General features: G+C 72.5%; 14 protein-coding genes. 12 read left to right on the top strand and 2 right to left on the bottom strand.

Features of this window, described 5'->3' with window-relative positions; genetic code table 11:
- Positions 1-3: 3 nt before the first annotated feature.
- Genes VMS22_24405 through VMS22_24390 form a run of 4 tightly spaced genes read left to right on the top strand, consistent with a single transcriptional unit; the run spans position 4 to position 3,947 of the window.
- Positions 4-882: a YicC/YloC family endoribonuclease gene (locus VMS22_24405; GenBank protein HXJ37183.1), complete on the top strand. Its 879-nt coding sequence runs from the start codon at positions 4-6 to the stop codon at positions 880-882.
- Position 883: 1 nt separating this feature from the next.
- Positions 884-1,420 carry a cytidylate kinase family protein gene (locus VMS22_24400; protein ID HXJ37182.1) on the top strand — a complete coding sequence of 179 codons (537 nt, stop codon included), beginning with the start codon at positions 884-886 and terminating at the stop codon, positions 1,418-1,420.
- Positions 1,417-3,567: a bifunctional (p)ppGpp synthetase/guanosine-3',5'-bis(diphosphate) 3'-pyrophosphohydrolase gene (locus tag VMS22_24395; GenBank protein HXJ37181.1), complete on the top strand. Its 2,151-nt coding sequence runs from the start codon at positions 1,417-1,419 to the stop codon at positions 3,565-3,567. Before VMS22_24400 ends, VMS22_24395 begins: the two co-directional genes overlap by 4 nt.
- A complete protein-coding gene (locus VMS22_24390; protein HXJ37180.1) occupies positions 3,564-3,947 on the top strand; it encodes a Rid family detoxifying hydrolase in 384 nt (127 codons plus the stop codon). Before VMS22_24395 ends, VMS22_24390 begins: the two co-directional genes overlap by 4 nt.
- A gap of 137 nt (positions 3,948-4,084) precedes the next feature.
- Here the strand turns inward: VMS22_24390 and rpmB are convergent, their stop codons facing one another.
- Together rpmB and rfaE2 are read right to left on the bottom strand one after the other, a co-directional pair.
- Positions 4,085-4,303, bottom strand: coding sequence for a 50S ribosomal protein L28 (gene rpmB / locus VMS22_24385; protein HXJ37179.1), 219 nt, complete (start codon positions 4,301-4,303; stop codon positions 4,085-4,087).
- Positions 4,304-4,338: 35 nt separating this feature from the next.
- On the bottom strand, positions 4,339-4,818 hold the full coding sequence (gene rfaE2 / locus VMS22_24380) for a D-glycero-beta-D-manno-heptose 1-phosphate adenylyltransferase (GenBank protein ID HXJ37178.1): 480 nt from the start codon (positions 4,816-4,818) through the stop codon (positions 4,339-4,341).
- 88 nt (positions 4,819-4,906) lie between these two features.
- Here rfaE2 and VMS22_24375 point away from each other — a divergent pair, with 88 nt between their 5' ends.
- The 8 genes from VMS22_24375 to cmk form a co-directional block, all read left to right on the top strand.
- Entirely contained in the window at positions 4,907-6,316 is a 1,410-nt protein-coding gene (locus tag VMS22_24375) for a glucose-6-phosphate isomerase (GenBank protein HXJ37177.1), read from the top strand.
- Positions 6,317-6,324: 8 nt separating this feature from the next.
- Positions 6,325-8,067 (top strand): DNA mismatch repair endonuclease MutL, encoded by a 1,743-nt coding sequence (mutL, locus tag VMS22_24370; protein ID HXJ37176.1) that lies wholly within the window; start codon positions 6,325-6,327, stop codon positions 8,065-8,067.
- A gap of 7 nt (positions 8,068-8,074) precedes the next feature.
- Entirely contained in the window at positions 8,075-9,028 is a 954-nt protein-coding gene (miaA, locus tag VMS22_24365) for a tRNA (adenosine(37)-N6)-dimethylallyltransferase MiaA (protein ID HXJ37175.1), read from the top strand.
- A gap of 19 nt (positions 9,029-9,047) precedes the next feature.
- The gene (gene pheA / locus VMS22_24360; GenBank protein HXJ37174.1) at positions 9,048-10,142 is read left to right on the top strand and encodes a prephenate dehydratase; all 1,095 of its coding nucleotides are present in this window, start codon (positions 9,048-9,050) and stop codon (positions 10,140-10,142) included.
- 6 nt (positions 10,143-10,148) lie between these two features.
- Positions 10,149-11,258: a histidinol-phosphate transaminase gene (gene hisC, locus VMS22_24355; protein ID HXJ37173.1), complete on the top strand. Its 1,110-nt coding sequence runs from the start codon at positions 10,149-10,151 to the stop codon at positions 11,256-11,258.
- Positions 11,255-12,124: a prephenate dehydrogenase gene (locus VMS22_24350; GenBank protein HXJ37172.1), complete on the top strand. Its 870-nt coding sequence runs from the start codon at positions 11,255-11,257 to the stop codon at positions 12,122-12,124. The genes hisC and VMS22_24350 overlap by 4 nt, the downstream gene beginning before the upstream one ends.
- On the top strand, positions 12,121-13,416 hold the full coding sequence (gene aroA / locus VMS22_24345; GenBank protein ID HXJ37171.1) for a 3-phosphoshikimate 1-carboxyvinyltransferase: 1,296 nt from the start codon (positions 12,121-12,123) through the stop codon (positions 13,414-13,416). Before VMS22_24350 ends, aroA begins: the two co-directional genes overlap by 4 nt.
- The coding region (gene cmk / locus VMS22_24340; GenBank protein HXJ37170.1) for a (d)CMP kinase at positions 13,413-13,803 on the top strand (391 nt) is incomplete at its 3' end. The genes aroA and cmk, both read left to right, overlap by 4 nt.

The following is a 13,803-nucleotide window of genomic DNA, read 5'->3' as shown; positions in this document are numbered from 1 at the left end:
GGCATGCGCAGCATGACGGGATACGGCGCGGCGACTGCCGACGCGGCGACGGCGCACCTCGCGGTCGAGATCCGCGGCGTCAACCAACGCTTCCTCGACGTCAAGGTGGCGCTGCCCCGCGAGTACGCGGCGTGGGAGGGCGAGGTGCGCGATCGCGTGCGGGCGGCGGTCGAGCGCGGACGGGTGGACGTCGGCATCGCGCGCACGCCGGTCGCCGCGAGACGGCGCTACCGCGTGAGCGTCCGTGACGAGCTGGCGAAGTCGTACGTGGCCGCCGCACGCCAGCTCGCGCGCCGGCTCGCGGTCGCCGACACCGTGACGATCGCCGACGTCCTGCGTCTCCCCGACCTCTTCGAGGTGGGCGAGCAGGTGCCGGCGCTCGAGCCGGAGCGCAAGGCGCTGCGGCGGGCCCTCGACGGCGCGCTGCGCGCCTTCGACCGCGAGCGGCGGCGGGAGGGAGCCCATCTGCAGCGGGAGCTCCTGGGCCGCACGGCGGCGCTGCGCAAGATCACCCACGCGATCCGGGCGCGGCGGCCCGAAGTGCTGGCCGCTCTCGACGTGCGCATCGCCGAGCGCGTGGAGCGCCTGCGGCAGACCGCGGACGTCGAACCCCAGCGCATCGCGCAGGAGATCGTCACGCTGGCCGAGCGCGGCGACATCACCGAGGAGCTGGTGCGGCTCGAGAGCCACCTCGTCTCGCTCGGCCAGACGCTGCGCGGTGCGGGCAGCATCGGCAAGCGCGTCGAGTTCCTGCTGCAGGAGATCCAGCGCGAGCTGAACACGACCGGATCGAAGGCGTCGGACCTCGCGATCAATCACCTCGTCGTCGACGGCAAGGGCGAGGTGGAGAAGCTGCGCGAGCAAGTGCAGAATATCGAGTGAGATGCTGATCACGATCTCGGGCCTGCCGGGGAGCGGAAAGACGACCGTGGCGCGTCTCGTGGCCGGCGAGCTCGGGCTCGAGCACGTCTACGCGGGGAACATCTTCCGCCGGCAGGCCGAGGAGGCGGGGCTGACGCTCCAGGAGTATCTCCGGCGAGCCGAGACCGACCCGACGATCGACCGCCAGCTCGACGATCGCATGCGGGCCCGGGCGCGCGTGGGGAACGCGGTGCTGGAAGGCCGCCTCGCGGCGTTCATGGCCGAGGAGGCCGGCGTCCCGGCGCTGAAAGTGTTCCTCGACTGCCCGGAGTCGGTCCGCGCGGCCCGCATCGCGGCGCGCGAGGGCGGGGCGACGGCGGCGCGGCTCGCCGAGATCCAGGCTCGCGAGACGTCCGATCGCCGGCGCTATCGCGACATCTATGGGGTCGATTACCACGATCACAGTCGCTACGATCTGGTCATGGACACGGCTCTGCGCACGCCGGAGGATCTCGCCGGAGACATCGTGACGCGCGCCCGTGTCGCATTCACCAGATGACGATCACCGACCTCGTCGAGCGCGTCCGCCAGTACAACCCGTCGGCGCCGACCGACGTGATCGAGCGCGCCTACGAGTTCTCGGCCGAGGTGCACAAGGGACAGCGGCGGAAGTCGGGCGAGCCGTATCTCACGCATCCCCTCAACGTGGCCGGCATCATCGCCGAGCTCCGCCTCGACGTCCCCAGCATCGCGACCGGACTCCTGCACGACACGGTCGAGGACACGCTCGCGACGCTCGACCAGATCGAGCAGCTCTTCGGTCCCGAGATCGCAGCCCTCGTCGACGGCGTCACCAAGATCGGCCAGATCAGCTTCACCTCGCGCGAGGAGAAGCAGGCCGAGAACTTCCGCAAGATGCTGCTCGCGATGGCTCGCGACATCCGCGTCATCCTCGTGAAGCTCGCCGACCGCACCCACAACATGCGCACCCTCGGGCACCTCGATGCGCAGCGCCAGGCCGACATCGCGCAGGAGACGCTCGAGATCTACGCACCGCTCGCGCACCGGCTCGGGGTCTACTGGCTCAAGAGCGAGCTCGAGGACAGCTCGCTGCGCTACCTGCACCCCGAGGTGTACTACCAGCTGAAGCGCTCGGTCGCGAAGAAGAAGGCCGAGCGCGAGAAGTACACGAAGGAAGTGATCGCGAACCTCTCCAAGCGCCTCGGCGAAGCCGGCCTCGAGGCCGAGGTCAGCGGACGTCCGAAGCACTTCTTCTCGATCTACCAGAAGATGCAGGCCCAGAACCTGCACTACGACCAGATCTACGACCTGATCGCGTTCCGCATCCTCGTCGACTCGCTCGGCGAGTGCTACGAGGCGCTGGGCGTCGTGCACGCGGCCTGGAAGCCCGTGCCGAACCGCTTCAAGGACTACATCGCGATCCCGAAGCCGAACGGCTACCAGTCGCTGCACACGACCGTGATCGGTCCGTACGGCGAGCGGATCGAGATCCAGATCCGCACGCGCGAGATGCACCGCATAGCGGAGTACGGGATCGCGGCCCACTGGCGCTACAAGCACGGCGCCGACGCCGGCGCGGACGACGACCAGCGCTTCGCGTGGCTGCGGCAGCTCCTCGAGTGGCAGCAGCAGCTGCAGGACCCGCAGGAGTTCCTGCGCACCGTGAAGGAGGACCTCTTCAGCGAGGAGGTCTTCGTCTTCACTCCGAAAGGCGATCTGCTCAACTTCCCCCTCGGCTCGACGATCATCGACTTCGCCTACCGCATCCACTCCGAGGTGGGACGCCACTGCACGGGGGCGCGCGTGAACGGCCGCATCGTGCCGCTGCGCTATCAGCTCCAGAGCGGCGATACGGTCGAGATCATCACCACCTCGACGCAGCAGCCGTCGAAGGACTGGCTGAAGATCGCCATGACGTCGCGCGCCCGGGCGCGCATCCGTGGCTACGTGAAAGCGCAGCAGAGCCAGCGCTCGATCGCCGTCGGCCGCGAGATCCTGGAGCGCGATCTGGGCCGTCACGGCTTCGACCTCAACACGCTGCGCAAGGACGGCACGCTCGATCGCGTCCTGCGCGAGCTGGGCGTCAACGGCGAGGAGGCGCTGCTCGCCGACGTGGGCTACGGCAAGATCACGAGCCAGCAGGTGCTGGTGAAGATCGTCCCCGAGCTCGAGCTCGAGCGGCGCCGCGAGCAGAAGGAGGGCGCGCTGGCCCGCCTGATGCGCCTCGTCTCGCGGCCGCCCAAGGGCGCCGTGCGCGTCTCGGGGCTCGACGGCGAGGTGCTCGTGCGCTTCGCGAAGTGTTGCCAGCCGCTCCCCGGCGAGCGCATCGCCGGCTTCATCACGCGCGGTCGGGGCGTCACGATCCACGCGGACGATTGTCCGAAGGTGCTCGAGACCGATCCGCAGCGCCGCGTCGACGTCGCGTGGGAGAACACGAAGGGCGTCCCGCGAGCGGTGCAGATCGAGGTCACCTGCATCGATCAACCAGGCCTGCTGGCGGCGATGTCGAAGGCCATCAGCTCGACCGGCGTCAACATCGCGCGCGCACAGGTCCACCCCGCCGGCGACCACAAGTCGCAGAACACCTTCGAGCTCATGGTCGGCAGCCTCGAGGAGCTGAACACCGTCATGAAGAACCTGGGACGCGTGCGCGGCGTCATGCGCGTCACGCGCGTGCGGACGTGAGACGCGCCATCACCAGCCCCGAGGCTCCGCGCCCGATCGGTCCCTACAGCCAGGCGATCGACACCGGTACGCTGGTGTTCTGCGCGGGGCAGGTCGGTCTCGACCCCGCGAGCGGCCGCCTCGTCCAGGGCGGCGCGGTCGCCGAAGCGGAGCAGGCGATCAGGAACCTCTCGGCCGTGCTGGCGACCGCCGGCCTCGGCCTGGCCGACGTCGTGAAGACGACGCTCTTCCTGGCCGACCTCGGCGACGGACCGAAGGTGGGCGAGGTCTACGCCCGCCTGTTTCCGGAGCCGTACCCGGCACGCTCGACGGTGCAGGTCGCGGCGCTGCCGGCCGGCGCCCGCGTGGAACTCGAGGCCGTCGCGGTTCGGCGGTCCTAGTCTTGCGCCGAACGTCGGCCGTCGTCAGGCCGCAAGCCGCGCCAGCTTCGCTGGCCGCGGCATGCCGGTCGCGCGTGCCCTGGACGCGACACACTCGCGTCCTACCCCGGGCCAAGACTACGTCTTGGCCCGGCCTCCTAGGCGCCGACGCGAGCCGAAGCGGCGGGGCGGGCCTTCAGGATCTTGCCGCTGCGGATGCAGCGGGTGCAGACGAGCAGGTGGGTGTTGCTGGCGCCGACGCGGGCGTGCACGCGCTGGAGGTTCGGGCGCCACACCCGCCGGGTCTTGTTGTTCGCGTGGCTGACGTTGTTGCCGCTCGAACGATGCTTGCCACACACTTCGCAGACGCGTGCCATGAGGGGCGGACTCTTACCCTGCCGGGCGCGATCGCTCAAGCCCCGCGGATGCGCCGCACGAGCTCGCTCGTCGACACGCCAGGCACGACCTCGATCCGTTCGACGCGGCCACCCGCGGCCTCGACCTCCTGGCGCCCGACGATGTCCGCCGTGGCCCAGTCGGCCCCTTTGACGAGCACGTCCGGGAGAAGGGCGGCGATGAGCGCCCTGGGCGTGTCGTCGGCGAACAGCACCACGTGATCGACGGCGGCGAGCGCCGCCAGCACCTCCGCGCGCTCGGCCGCGCCGAGGATCGGTCGCCCGGTCCCCTTCAGCCGTCGCACCGACGCGTCGTCGTTGAGGCCCACGATGAGGGCATCGCCGAGCGCGCGCGCGGCGGCGAGGTAGCGCACGTGGCCCGGGTGCAGCAGATCGAAGCAGCCGTTCGTGAACACGACGCGCCCGCCGCGCGCGCGCAGCGGGGCGAGCCGTTCCTTCAGTGAGGCGACGCTCGGAGCGAGCTTCGGGATCTCCACGCGCGCGCAGCATATCGCGCGTCGTCGCGCCTCGCACGCGGGTGGCAGCTTGACCCTCGGGTCGGCGGGTGGATACATGCCGCCCACCATGGCGAGACCCCGGCGCCGTCGAGGGCAGGATGCCCAGACGGTCCGTCTGGACGTGAACGGCGCGCTCGCCGCGTCAGTCGGCGCGGACGGGATCGACGCGGCGGCGCTCGAAGGACTCCGGCCCGAGCTGGAGCGCGTGCGCTCCCTGGTCGCCCAGCGGCGCGGCGAAGGCGCCCTCCCGTTCGCGGAGCTGCCGTATCAACCGACCGAGGCGATCCGGCGGGCGGCCGACGAGGTACGGGGCGACTTCGACACCGTCGTCGTGCTCGGCATCGGGGGCTCGGCGCTCGGCGCCGAAGCGCTGACGACCGCCCTCGCCGACCCTCAGGCGAGCGGGGCACAGGTGGTGGTGGCGGACTCGATCGATCCGGCGGCGATCCAGGCGCTGCTCGCCTCCGTCGATCTGCGCCGCACCCTCTTCAACGTGGTCAGCAAATCGGGCGACACGGCCGAGACGATGGCGCGCTTTCTCATCGTGCGCGACCGGCTCATGCGCGAGCTCGGAGCCGTCGACTACAAGCGGCACCTGCTGGTCACCACCGAGGCGCAGCGCGGCTCGCTGCGACAGATCGTGAACGACGAGGGCTTCCCGTCGCTGGCCGTGCCGCCGGACGTCGACGGCCGCTTCGGCGCCCTCACGGCGATGGGGCTCTTTCCGGCGGCGGTCGCGGGCGTCGACATCGACGACCTCATCGCCGGGGCCAAGGCGCTCGACGAGCGCAGCCGGCGAGCCGACCACGCCTTCGCCGATCCGCCGCTCGCCCTGGCCGGGATCCTCTGGCACCTGGCGGCACACCGGGGCGCCCGCATCGTCGTCCTCATGAGCTACAGCGAGCGGCTGGCCGCGCTCGCCGAGTGGTTCACGCAGCTCTGGGTGGGGAGCCTCGCCAAGGCCGTCGACCGCACGGGCCGGCGCGTCGAGTGGGGTCAGACGGCGATCCGTGCGCGTGGGAGCGCCGACCAGCACTCGCACCTCCAGCTCTACCTGGAAGGACCGCACGACAAGCTCGTGCTGTTCCTGCGCGTCGAGGACCACGGCGACACGCTGACCATTCCCGCCGCCTATCAGGACCTCGAAGACGTCGCCTGCCTCGGCGGCCACTCGCTGGGCGGAGTGCTGAACGCCGAGCAGACCGCGACCGAATTTGCGCTCGCGCGCCAGGGGCGCCCGAGCGTGACCGTGAGCCTGCCCGCACTGACGCCGTTCACCGTCGGGCAGCTCGTCTACCTGTTCGAGCAGGCGACGGTCGCGGCTGGCTATCTCGCCGACATCGACCCGTTCGGACAGCCCGCCGTCGAGGCGGGCAAGACGCTCACGTACGCGCTCCTCGGCCGGCCCGACCTCGACGCGCAGCGCGACGAGATCAAGGCCTGGGTCGCGCGCAAGGACCCGCGGTTCGTCCTGTAGGAGCGCGCGTGGCGAAGATCGCGATCCTCCCGCCGGACGTCCAGGGACAGATCGCCGCCGGCGAAGTGATCGAGCGCCCGGCGTCGGTCGTGAAGGAGCTGGCAGAGAACGCGCTCGACGCGGGTGCGCGGCAGATCGACGTGCGCCTGGTCGCAGGCGGGGTCGACGGCATCACGGTCGTCGACGACGGGGAGGGCATGACGCCGGACGACGCGGTGCTCGCATTTGCGCGCCACGCGACGAGCAAGCTCACGGGCATCGCCGACCTCGTCCGCGTCGGCACGCTCGGGTTCCGCGGCGAGGCGCTCCCCAGCATCGCGGCTGCCGGGCGCGTGCGGCTCACGACCCGGCGTGCCGACGCAGAGGTGGGCGCCGTCGTCGAGGCCGATGCGAACGGCGCGCGCGCCGCAGGACCGGCCGGCGCGGCGCCGGGCACGACGGTCGAGGTGGCGGGGCTCTTCGAGGCGATGCCGGCGCGCCGGAAGTTCCTGCGCACGCCCGCGACCGAGGTCGGGCACGTCGCCGACGCGCTCACCCGGCTCGCGGTCGCCAGCCCCACGACCGGCGTTCGTCTGGTCGCAGACGGGCGCGAGCTCTTCCACTATCCGGCGGTGCGGGACGTCCGGCAGCGCCTGGCGCAGGTGCTGGGCGCGGAGCGCGCCGCGAGCTTCGTCGCGATCGAGGCCGACGGGCCGGGCGCCGAGATCTCGGGCGTGCTCGGCCCGCCACGCGAGAGCTTGTCGAGTGCGCGGCTCCTGTGGACGTACGTCGGCTTCTCGGGCGGCGGCCGATCGGGGGTCCGCTGGGTGCGCGATCGCGTCCTCACGCACGCCGTGCTGGACGGGTTCGAGTCGTTCGTCGTGAAGGGACGCTACCCGGCGGTCGTGCTGTTCATCCGCGTGTCGCCCGGCACGATGGACGTGAACGTCCATCCCGCCAAGCTCGAGGTGCGCTTCCATCGTAGCTCGAGCGTCCATCGGCTGGTCGCGAGCGCCGTCCGCGCGCAGCTTCGTCAGGCGCTGGCGCCCCCGGCGCCGGCGAGCGCGCCGATCCCTCCCTCGGGAGCTGCCGAGCGCGTGGCCGAGCCGCCGTCGCCCTATGGATCGTCGCCACCGGTCGTCCGCTCGGAGGCGGCGAGCGACCAGGGAAGCCTCTGGCAGCCCGCGACCCGCGGCTTCCGCGCGCTCCGCTTCGTCGGGCAGCTCTTCGACGGCTACCTCTTGTGCGAGCGCGACGGCCAGGCGCTCCTCATCGACCAGCATGCGGCCCACGAGCGCGTCCTCTTCGAGGGCCTCCAGGCGGAGCACGCCGCCCGCGGTGTCGAGCGCGACGCGCTGCTCGTGCCCGAGACGGTCACCCTGTCGCGGACCGAGTGCGGCGCGCTCGCCGAGCACGCGTCGGCGCTCGCCGCCGCCGGGCTCGAGGGCGAAGCGTTCGGCGAAGGGACGTATCTCCTGCGCACGATGCCTCGCCTGCTGCGGGACCGGGATGCGGGCGCTCTCGTGCGGGCGCTCGCGGCCGAGCTCGCGACCACGGGAGCATCGGAGGCCGTCGCCCGCGCGGTCGATGCGGTGCTGGCGACGATCGCCTGCCACAGCGCGGTGCGTGTCGGCCAGCGCCTCGAGCGCGGTCAGGTGGACGCGCTGCTCGCGTCGATGGACGACGTACCGGTGAACGCCCACTGCCCACACGGACGGCCGGTGGCCGCGCTCCTGCGGCGGAGCGCGGTCGAGGCGCTCTTCCAGCGCTGAGGTGAGCGTGGAGCGCCCGCGCCTGGTGTGTCTCGTCGGGCCGACGGCGAGCGGAAAGACGCGCCTCGGCCTCGAGCTGGCGCAGCGCGTGGGCGCGGAGATCGTCTCGGCGGATTCACGGCAGGTGCATCGCGAGCTCGACATCGGCACCGCCAAGCCGACGCCGGAGGAACGGCAGATCGTCGCGCACCACGGCCTCGACCTCGTCCCGCCCGACGAGACGTACGACGTCGCGCGCTTTCGCGCGCACGCGCTGGCGGCGGTGGCGGACATCCGCCACCGGGGTCGTCACGCGCTGGTGGTCGGTGGCACCGGGCTCTACGTACGGGCGTTGCTCTACGGCCTGTGTCCGGCGCCGCCGCGCGACCCCGCCCTGCGCGCGACGCTCGTGGCGATGGCCGAGCGCATGGGCACCGCGGCCCTCCATCGCGGGCTCGTGCACGTCGATCCCGCGGCCGCCGCGCGCATCCACCCGCACGACACCGTGCGCATCGTGCGCGCGCTCGAGGTGTCGATGGCGAGCGGCCGGCGGCTGTCGGAATGGCAGGCGACCCATGCGTTCGCCGACGCGTCGTTCGAGGCCCTCGTCATCGGGCTCGCGGTTCCCACCCCGACGCTCGACGCCCGCATCGCGCGACGCATCGACGCGATGCTCGCCGCCGGATGGCTCGACGAGGTCCGCCGTCTCGCGTCACGCGGCTACGGGGACGAGGCGCCGGTGTGGCGCACGCTCGGCTACGCGGAGATGCGGCGTGTGGTCGAGGGGCGCGCGGAGCTCGCCGAGGCCGCGCAGGCGACGGCGCTCGCGACGCGGCGCTACGCGAAACGCCAGCGCACGTGGTTTCGACACGAGCCGCACGTCGTCTGGCGCGATCCGGACCGCGACACGGCCCGCATCGCGGACGACGTCGCGGCGTTCCTCGGCGGCGCGCGCATTGCAAAAGCGCAGGGCCCAGAGTAGACGCCCACCGCAACCCCGTATGGCTCGCCCGCCCGCGATCGCAGCGCTTCGGCGGCAGATCGATCGGATCGACGACCAGCTGCTCCGACTCCTCACGCGTCGCGCGCGGCTCGTGATCGGGATCGGTTCGCACAAGGCGCGGCGCAACAGCACCATCTACGCGCCGGGGCGCGAGAAGGGCGTGCTGGCGCGACTGGTTCGCGCGAACCCGGGGCCGCTCACCGCGGCCCACGTGCGCGCGATCTTCCGCGAGATCATCTCCGCCTCGCGGAGCCTCGAAGAGCGCCTCACCGTCGCGTACTTCGGGCCGCAGGCGACCTACACGCACCTGGCCGCGCTCGAGCAGTTCGGCAGCGCGGCTGCCTACCGTCCGGCGCCGACGGTCGCCGAGGTCTTCCGGGACGTGGAGAACGGACGGGCCGATCTCGGCGTCGTCCCGGTCGAGAATTCGACCGAGGGCATGGTCGCGAACACGCTCGACCTCCTCGTCGATTCGCCGCTCAGCATATGCGCCGAGATCTCGTTGCCGATCCGGCACTGCCTGCTCGCCCGGCGCGGGACCGCGATCGGCGCCGTGCGCCGCGTGATCGCGCACCCGCAGGCGCTGGCGCAGTGCCGGCAGTGGCTCGCGACGCACCTGCCGGGCGTGCCCCAGCTCGAAGCGCCGAGTAACGCCGCGGCCGCCGAGCGTGCGGCGCGGGAGCGTGGCTCCGCGGCGGTCGCCGCCGAGGCGGCCGCCGACGCGTACGGCGTCGCGGTCGTGAAGCGCGACATCCAGGACGACGCCGGGAACACGACGCGCTTCCTCGTGCTCGGGCGGCACGATGCCGCCGAGCCGTCGGGCGACGACAAGACGTCCATCGTCGTCAGCGTGCGCGACGAGGTGGGCGTGCTGGCGAAGCTGCTGCGCCCGTTCGCGGCGCACGGCATCGACCTGATCAAGATCGAGTCGCGTCCCCTGCGCGAGCGGCCGTGGGAGTACTACTTCTTCCTCGATCTGCGCGGCCACCGCCGCGAGCGGCGCGTCGAGCGGGCGCTGGCGGCGGTTGCGCGCCGCGCGCTGCGTGCCAAAGTGCTCGGGTCGTACCCCGCCGCGCCCGGCGGGACCGGCTGAGGCAGCATGGACATTCGCTTGCTCGTCCCCGAGTGGATCCGGACCCTGGCCCCGTATCCGCCGGGCATGCCCATCGAGGAGCTCGAGCGCGAGCTCGGGATCCACGACTCGATCAAGCTCGCCTCGAACGAGAATCCGCTCGGGCCGTCCGCGAAGGCGACCGAGGCCATCGCGCGCGCCCTGCCGAACCTGCACCGCTATCCGGATGGCTCGGCGTTCTACCTCACGCGGCGGCTGGCGGAGCGGCACGGCGTGTCGCCCGACGAGATCATGGTCGGCAATGGCTCGAACGAGCTGATCGAGCTCGTGGCCCGGACCTTCCTGCGCCCGCGCGACGAGGCCGTGATGGCCGACCAGGCGTTCGTGATCTACCGCATGGTGACGCAGGCGGTGGCGGCGACGCCGCGCATCGTCCCGCTGCGCAACTTCACGCACGACCTCGAAGCGATGGCCGACGCCGTGACCTCGCGCACGCGCGTCGTCTTCGTCGCGAACCCGAACAACCCCACGGGAACGATCGTGCGCCGACCGGCGTGGGAGGGGTTCCTGCGGGCGCTCGCGGGCCGGCAGCTCCTGGTGGTCGCCGACGACGCCTACGCCGAGTTCGTGACCGATCCCGAGTACCCGGACACGGTCGTGTGCCGCGGTGATGGGGCGGTTCCGGTCGTGACCTTGCGGACGTTCTCGAAGCTCTACGGCCTCGCGGGTCTCCGCGTCGGGTACGCGGTGGCGCCGGCGCCGATCATCGAGGCGCTCGAGCGTGTGCGGCAGCCGTTCAACGTGAACGTGCTGGCGCAGGTCGGGGCGCTCGCGGCCCTCGAGGACCACGAGCACGTGCGCCGCACGCTCGCCGTCAACCGCGAGGGCATGGCCTACCTCACGCGCGAGTTCGACCGGCTGGGGCTCGCCTGGGTTCCGAGCTCGGCGAACTTCATTCTCGTGCGCGTCGGCAGCGGCGTCCCGATCTACGAGGCCCTCCTCGCCCGCGGCGTGATCGTCCGGCCGATGGACGGCTACGGCTTTCCCGAGCACCTGCGTGTCAGCATCGGCCTGCCGGAGGAGAACGCGCGCTGCATCCAGGCGCTCGAGGCCGTGCTCGCCGAGCGCCGTGCATGAGCGTGCTCGTCGGGCGCATGACGCTCGCGGGCGTCGGCTTGATCGGCGGCTCGCTCGGGCTGGCGGCGCGCAAGGCGGGGCTCGTGCGGGAGGTGGTGGGGTTCGGGCGGACGCGCGCGAACCTGGACGTCGCGCTCCAGCGCGGGCTCATCGATCGCGTCGCCACGGACGAGGCCGCGGCCGCGGATGCCGACCTCATCGTCCTGGCGACGCCGGTTGCGACCTGCGCCCGCTTGGCGGAGCGATTCCGGGCCCACGCCCGACCCACGACCGTGCTGACGGACGTCGGGAGCGTGAAGGGATCGCTGGTCGCGGAGCTGGAGGCGGCCTGGCCCGATCCGCGACGCGTCGTGGGCGCGCATCCGATCGCCGGCAACGAGCGTGCGGGAGCCGCTGCGGCCGAGGCCGATCTCTTCCGCGGCCGCCTCTGCATCGTGACGCCGACACCGCGCACCGACCCCGGGGCGGCCGCCCTCGTACGCGCCCTCTGGGAGGGTGTCGGCGCGCGTGTCGAGACGATGACGCCCGAGACCCACGATGCGATCCTCGCGCGGGTCTCGCATCTCCCGCACCTCGTCGCCTACGCGCTGGTCGCCGCCGTGGCTGGGCGCACCGAGGACGGTCGCACGCTGCTCGACTACGCCGGCAGCGGGTTCGTCGACACGACGCGCATCGCCGCCAGCCCGGCCGAAGTCTGGCGCGACATCGCGCTGGGCAATCGTCCCGCGCTCGCGGCGGCGCTGTCGGAGTTTCGCGCCGCGCTCGACGCGATCGAGCACGCCATGAAGAGCGGCGACGCGACCGCGCTCGAACGAATGCTCGCCGCCGCCGCCCAGGTCCGGCAGCGTCTCGGAGCGAAGCCGTGACCCGGCCGCTGCGCGTGCGCGGGCGCCGCGGCCCGCTCGCGGGGGACGTCGTCGTCCCGGGCGACAAATCGATCGCACACCGCGCGCTCCTGCTGGCGGCGCTCGCCGAGGGGACGTCGGTCGTGCGCGGCATCCCGGGCGGCGCCGACGTCGCGGCGACGCTCGCGGCCGTGCGGACGCTCGGTGCGGCCACGCGACGGGACGGCGACACGGCGGAGATCGACGGCCGGGGTCTCGCGCTCGGCGAGGGTGTCGACGTCGCCATCGACTGCGCCAACTCCGGTACGACCATGCGGCTCGGCGCCGGCCTCGTGGCGGGCCGGCGGGGGCGCCGCACGCTCGACGGTGACGCGTCGCTGCGGCGCCGTCCCATGGAGCGCGTGGCGGAGCCGCTGCGGCGGATGGGCGCCACGATCCGCAGCACCGAGGGCCATGCCCCGCTCGAGATCGAGGGCGGCGACCTGCAGGGCATCACCTGGACTCTCCCGGTCGCGAGCGCGCAGGTGAAGTCGGCGATCCTGATCGCCGCGCTCTACGCGAGCGCGGGACCGACGACGGTGATCGAGCCACATCCGACGCGCGACCACACGGAGCGCATGTTCGCCGAGCTCGGCGTGCGCGTCCGCCGCACCGCGAAGTCGGTATCGGTGTGGCCCGTCGACCGGCTGCCGCCGCTCGACGTCGAGATCTCCGGTGAGCTCTCCTCGGCGGCGCCGCTGATCACCGCTGCCGTGCTGCTGAACGGTTCGGAGCTGATCCTGCGCGGCGTCAACGTCAACCCGCTGCGCACCGGGCTGCTCGACGTGCTCGACCGCATGGGTGCGCGGATCGCCGTCTTCAACCGGCGCACCGTGGCCGGCGAGCCGGTGGCCGACCTCGAGGTGCGCTCGACGCCGCTCGTCGCGACCGCGGTCGAGGCGGAGGAGGTGCCGCGGCTGGTCGACGAGCTGCCGCTGGTCGCCCTGCTCGGCGCGTTCGCGCACGGAAGCACGGTCGTGCGCGGCGCCGAGGAGCTGCGCGCGAAGGAGAGCGACCGCATCGAGACGGTGACCGAGGGTCTCCGGGCGGCCGGCGTTCGCATCGAGCCCCGGCCGGACGGCTTCGAGGTGCGCGGCACGCCGGCGCGGCCCCGCGGCGGCAAGATCGACGCCCGCGGCGACCACCGGGTCGCGATGCTCGGGGCGATCACGGGCCTCGTCTCGCGGGAGGGCGTCGACCTCGTTGACCCCGACTGCGTGGCTATAAGCTTCCCCGGTTTCTTCGAGCTAGTCGACCAACTCGTGCAGCGATGATCGTGGCCATCGACGGGCCCGCGGGTGCGGGCAAGAGCACCGTCGCCAAGCAGCTCTCGGAGCGGCTCGGCTTCGGCTACCTCGACACGGGGGCGATGTACCGCGCGCTCACGTGGCTCGCGCTGCGCGAGGGCCTGCCGCTCGGCGACGCCGAGCCGGTGGGCGAGCTCGCGCGGCGGAACCCCGTCACGTTCGACGACGAGGGGCGGGTGTTCATCGCCGGCGTCGACGTCACCTCCGGCATCCGGCAGTCGCGTATCGACCGGATGGTGTCGGTCGTCGCTCGCCACACCGCGGTGCGCGAGGTGATGCGCGAGCGGCAGCGCTCGCTCGCCGCGCACGGGAACATCGTGATCGAGGGCCGCGACATCGGCACGATCGTCGTGC

This window comes from Candidatus Eisenbacteria bacterium, from assembly GCA_035577985.1.
Taxonomy (GTDB): domain Bacteria; phylum Desulfobacterota; class Binatia; order DP-6; family DP-6; genus DATJZY01.
This window is presented reverse-complemented; position numbering and strand designations above follow the sequence as displayed.

Coding starts and splice junctions, on each gene's coding strand:
- VMS22_24405 (HXJ37183.1), top strand. CDS start 4: ATGCGCAGCATGACGGGATACGGCGCGGCGACTGCCGACGCGGCGACG.
- VMS22_24400 (HXJ37182.1), top strand. CDS start 884: ATGCTGATCACGATCTCGGGCCTGCCGGGGAGCGGAAAGACGACCGTG.
- VMS22_24395 (HXJ37181.1), top strand. CDS start 1,417: ATGACGATCACCGACCTCGTCGAGCGCGTCCGCCAGTACAACCCGTCG.
- rpmB (HXJ37179.1), bottom strand. CDS start 4,303: ATGGCACGCGTCTGCGAAGTGTGTGGCAAGCATCGTTCGAGCGGCAAC.
- VMS22_24375 (HXJ37177.1), top strand. CDS start 4,907: ATGGCGAGACCCCGGCGCCGTCGAGGGCAGGATGCCCAGACGGTCCGT.
- pheA (HXJ37174.1), top strand. CDS start 9,048: ATGGCTCGCCCGCCCGCGATCGCAGCGCTTCGGCGGCAGATCGATCGG.
- hisC (HXJ37173.1), top strand. CDS start 10,149: ATGGACATTCGCTTGCTCGTCCCCGAGTGGATCCGGACCCTGGCCCCG.
- VMS22_24350 (HXJ37172.1), top strand. CDS start 11,255: ATGAGCGTGCTCGTCGGGCGCATGACGCTCGCGGGCGTCGGCTTGATC.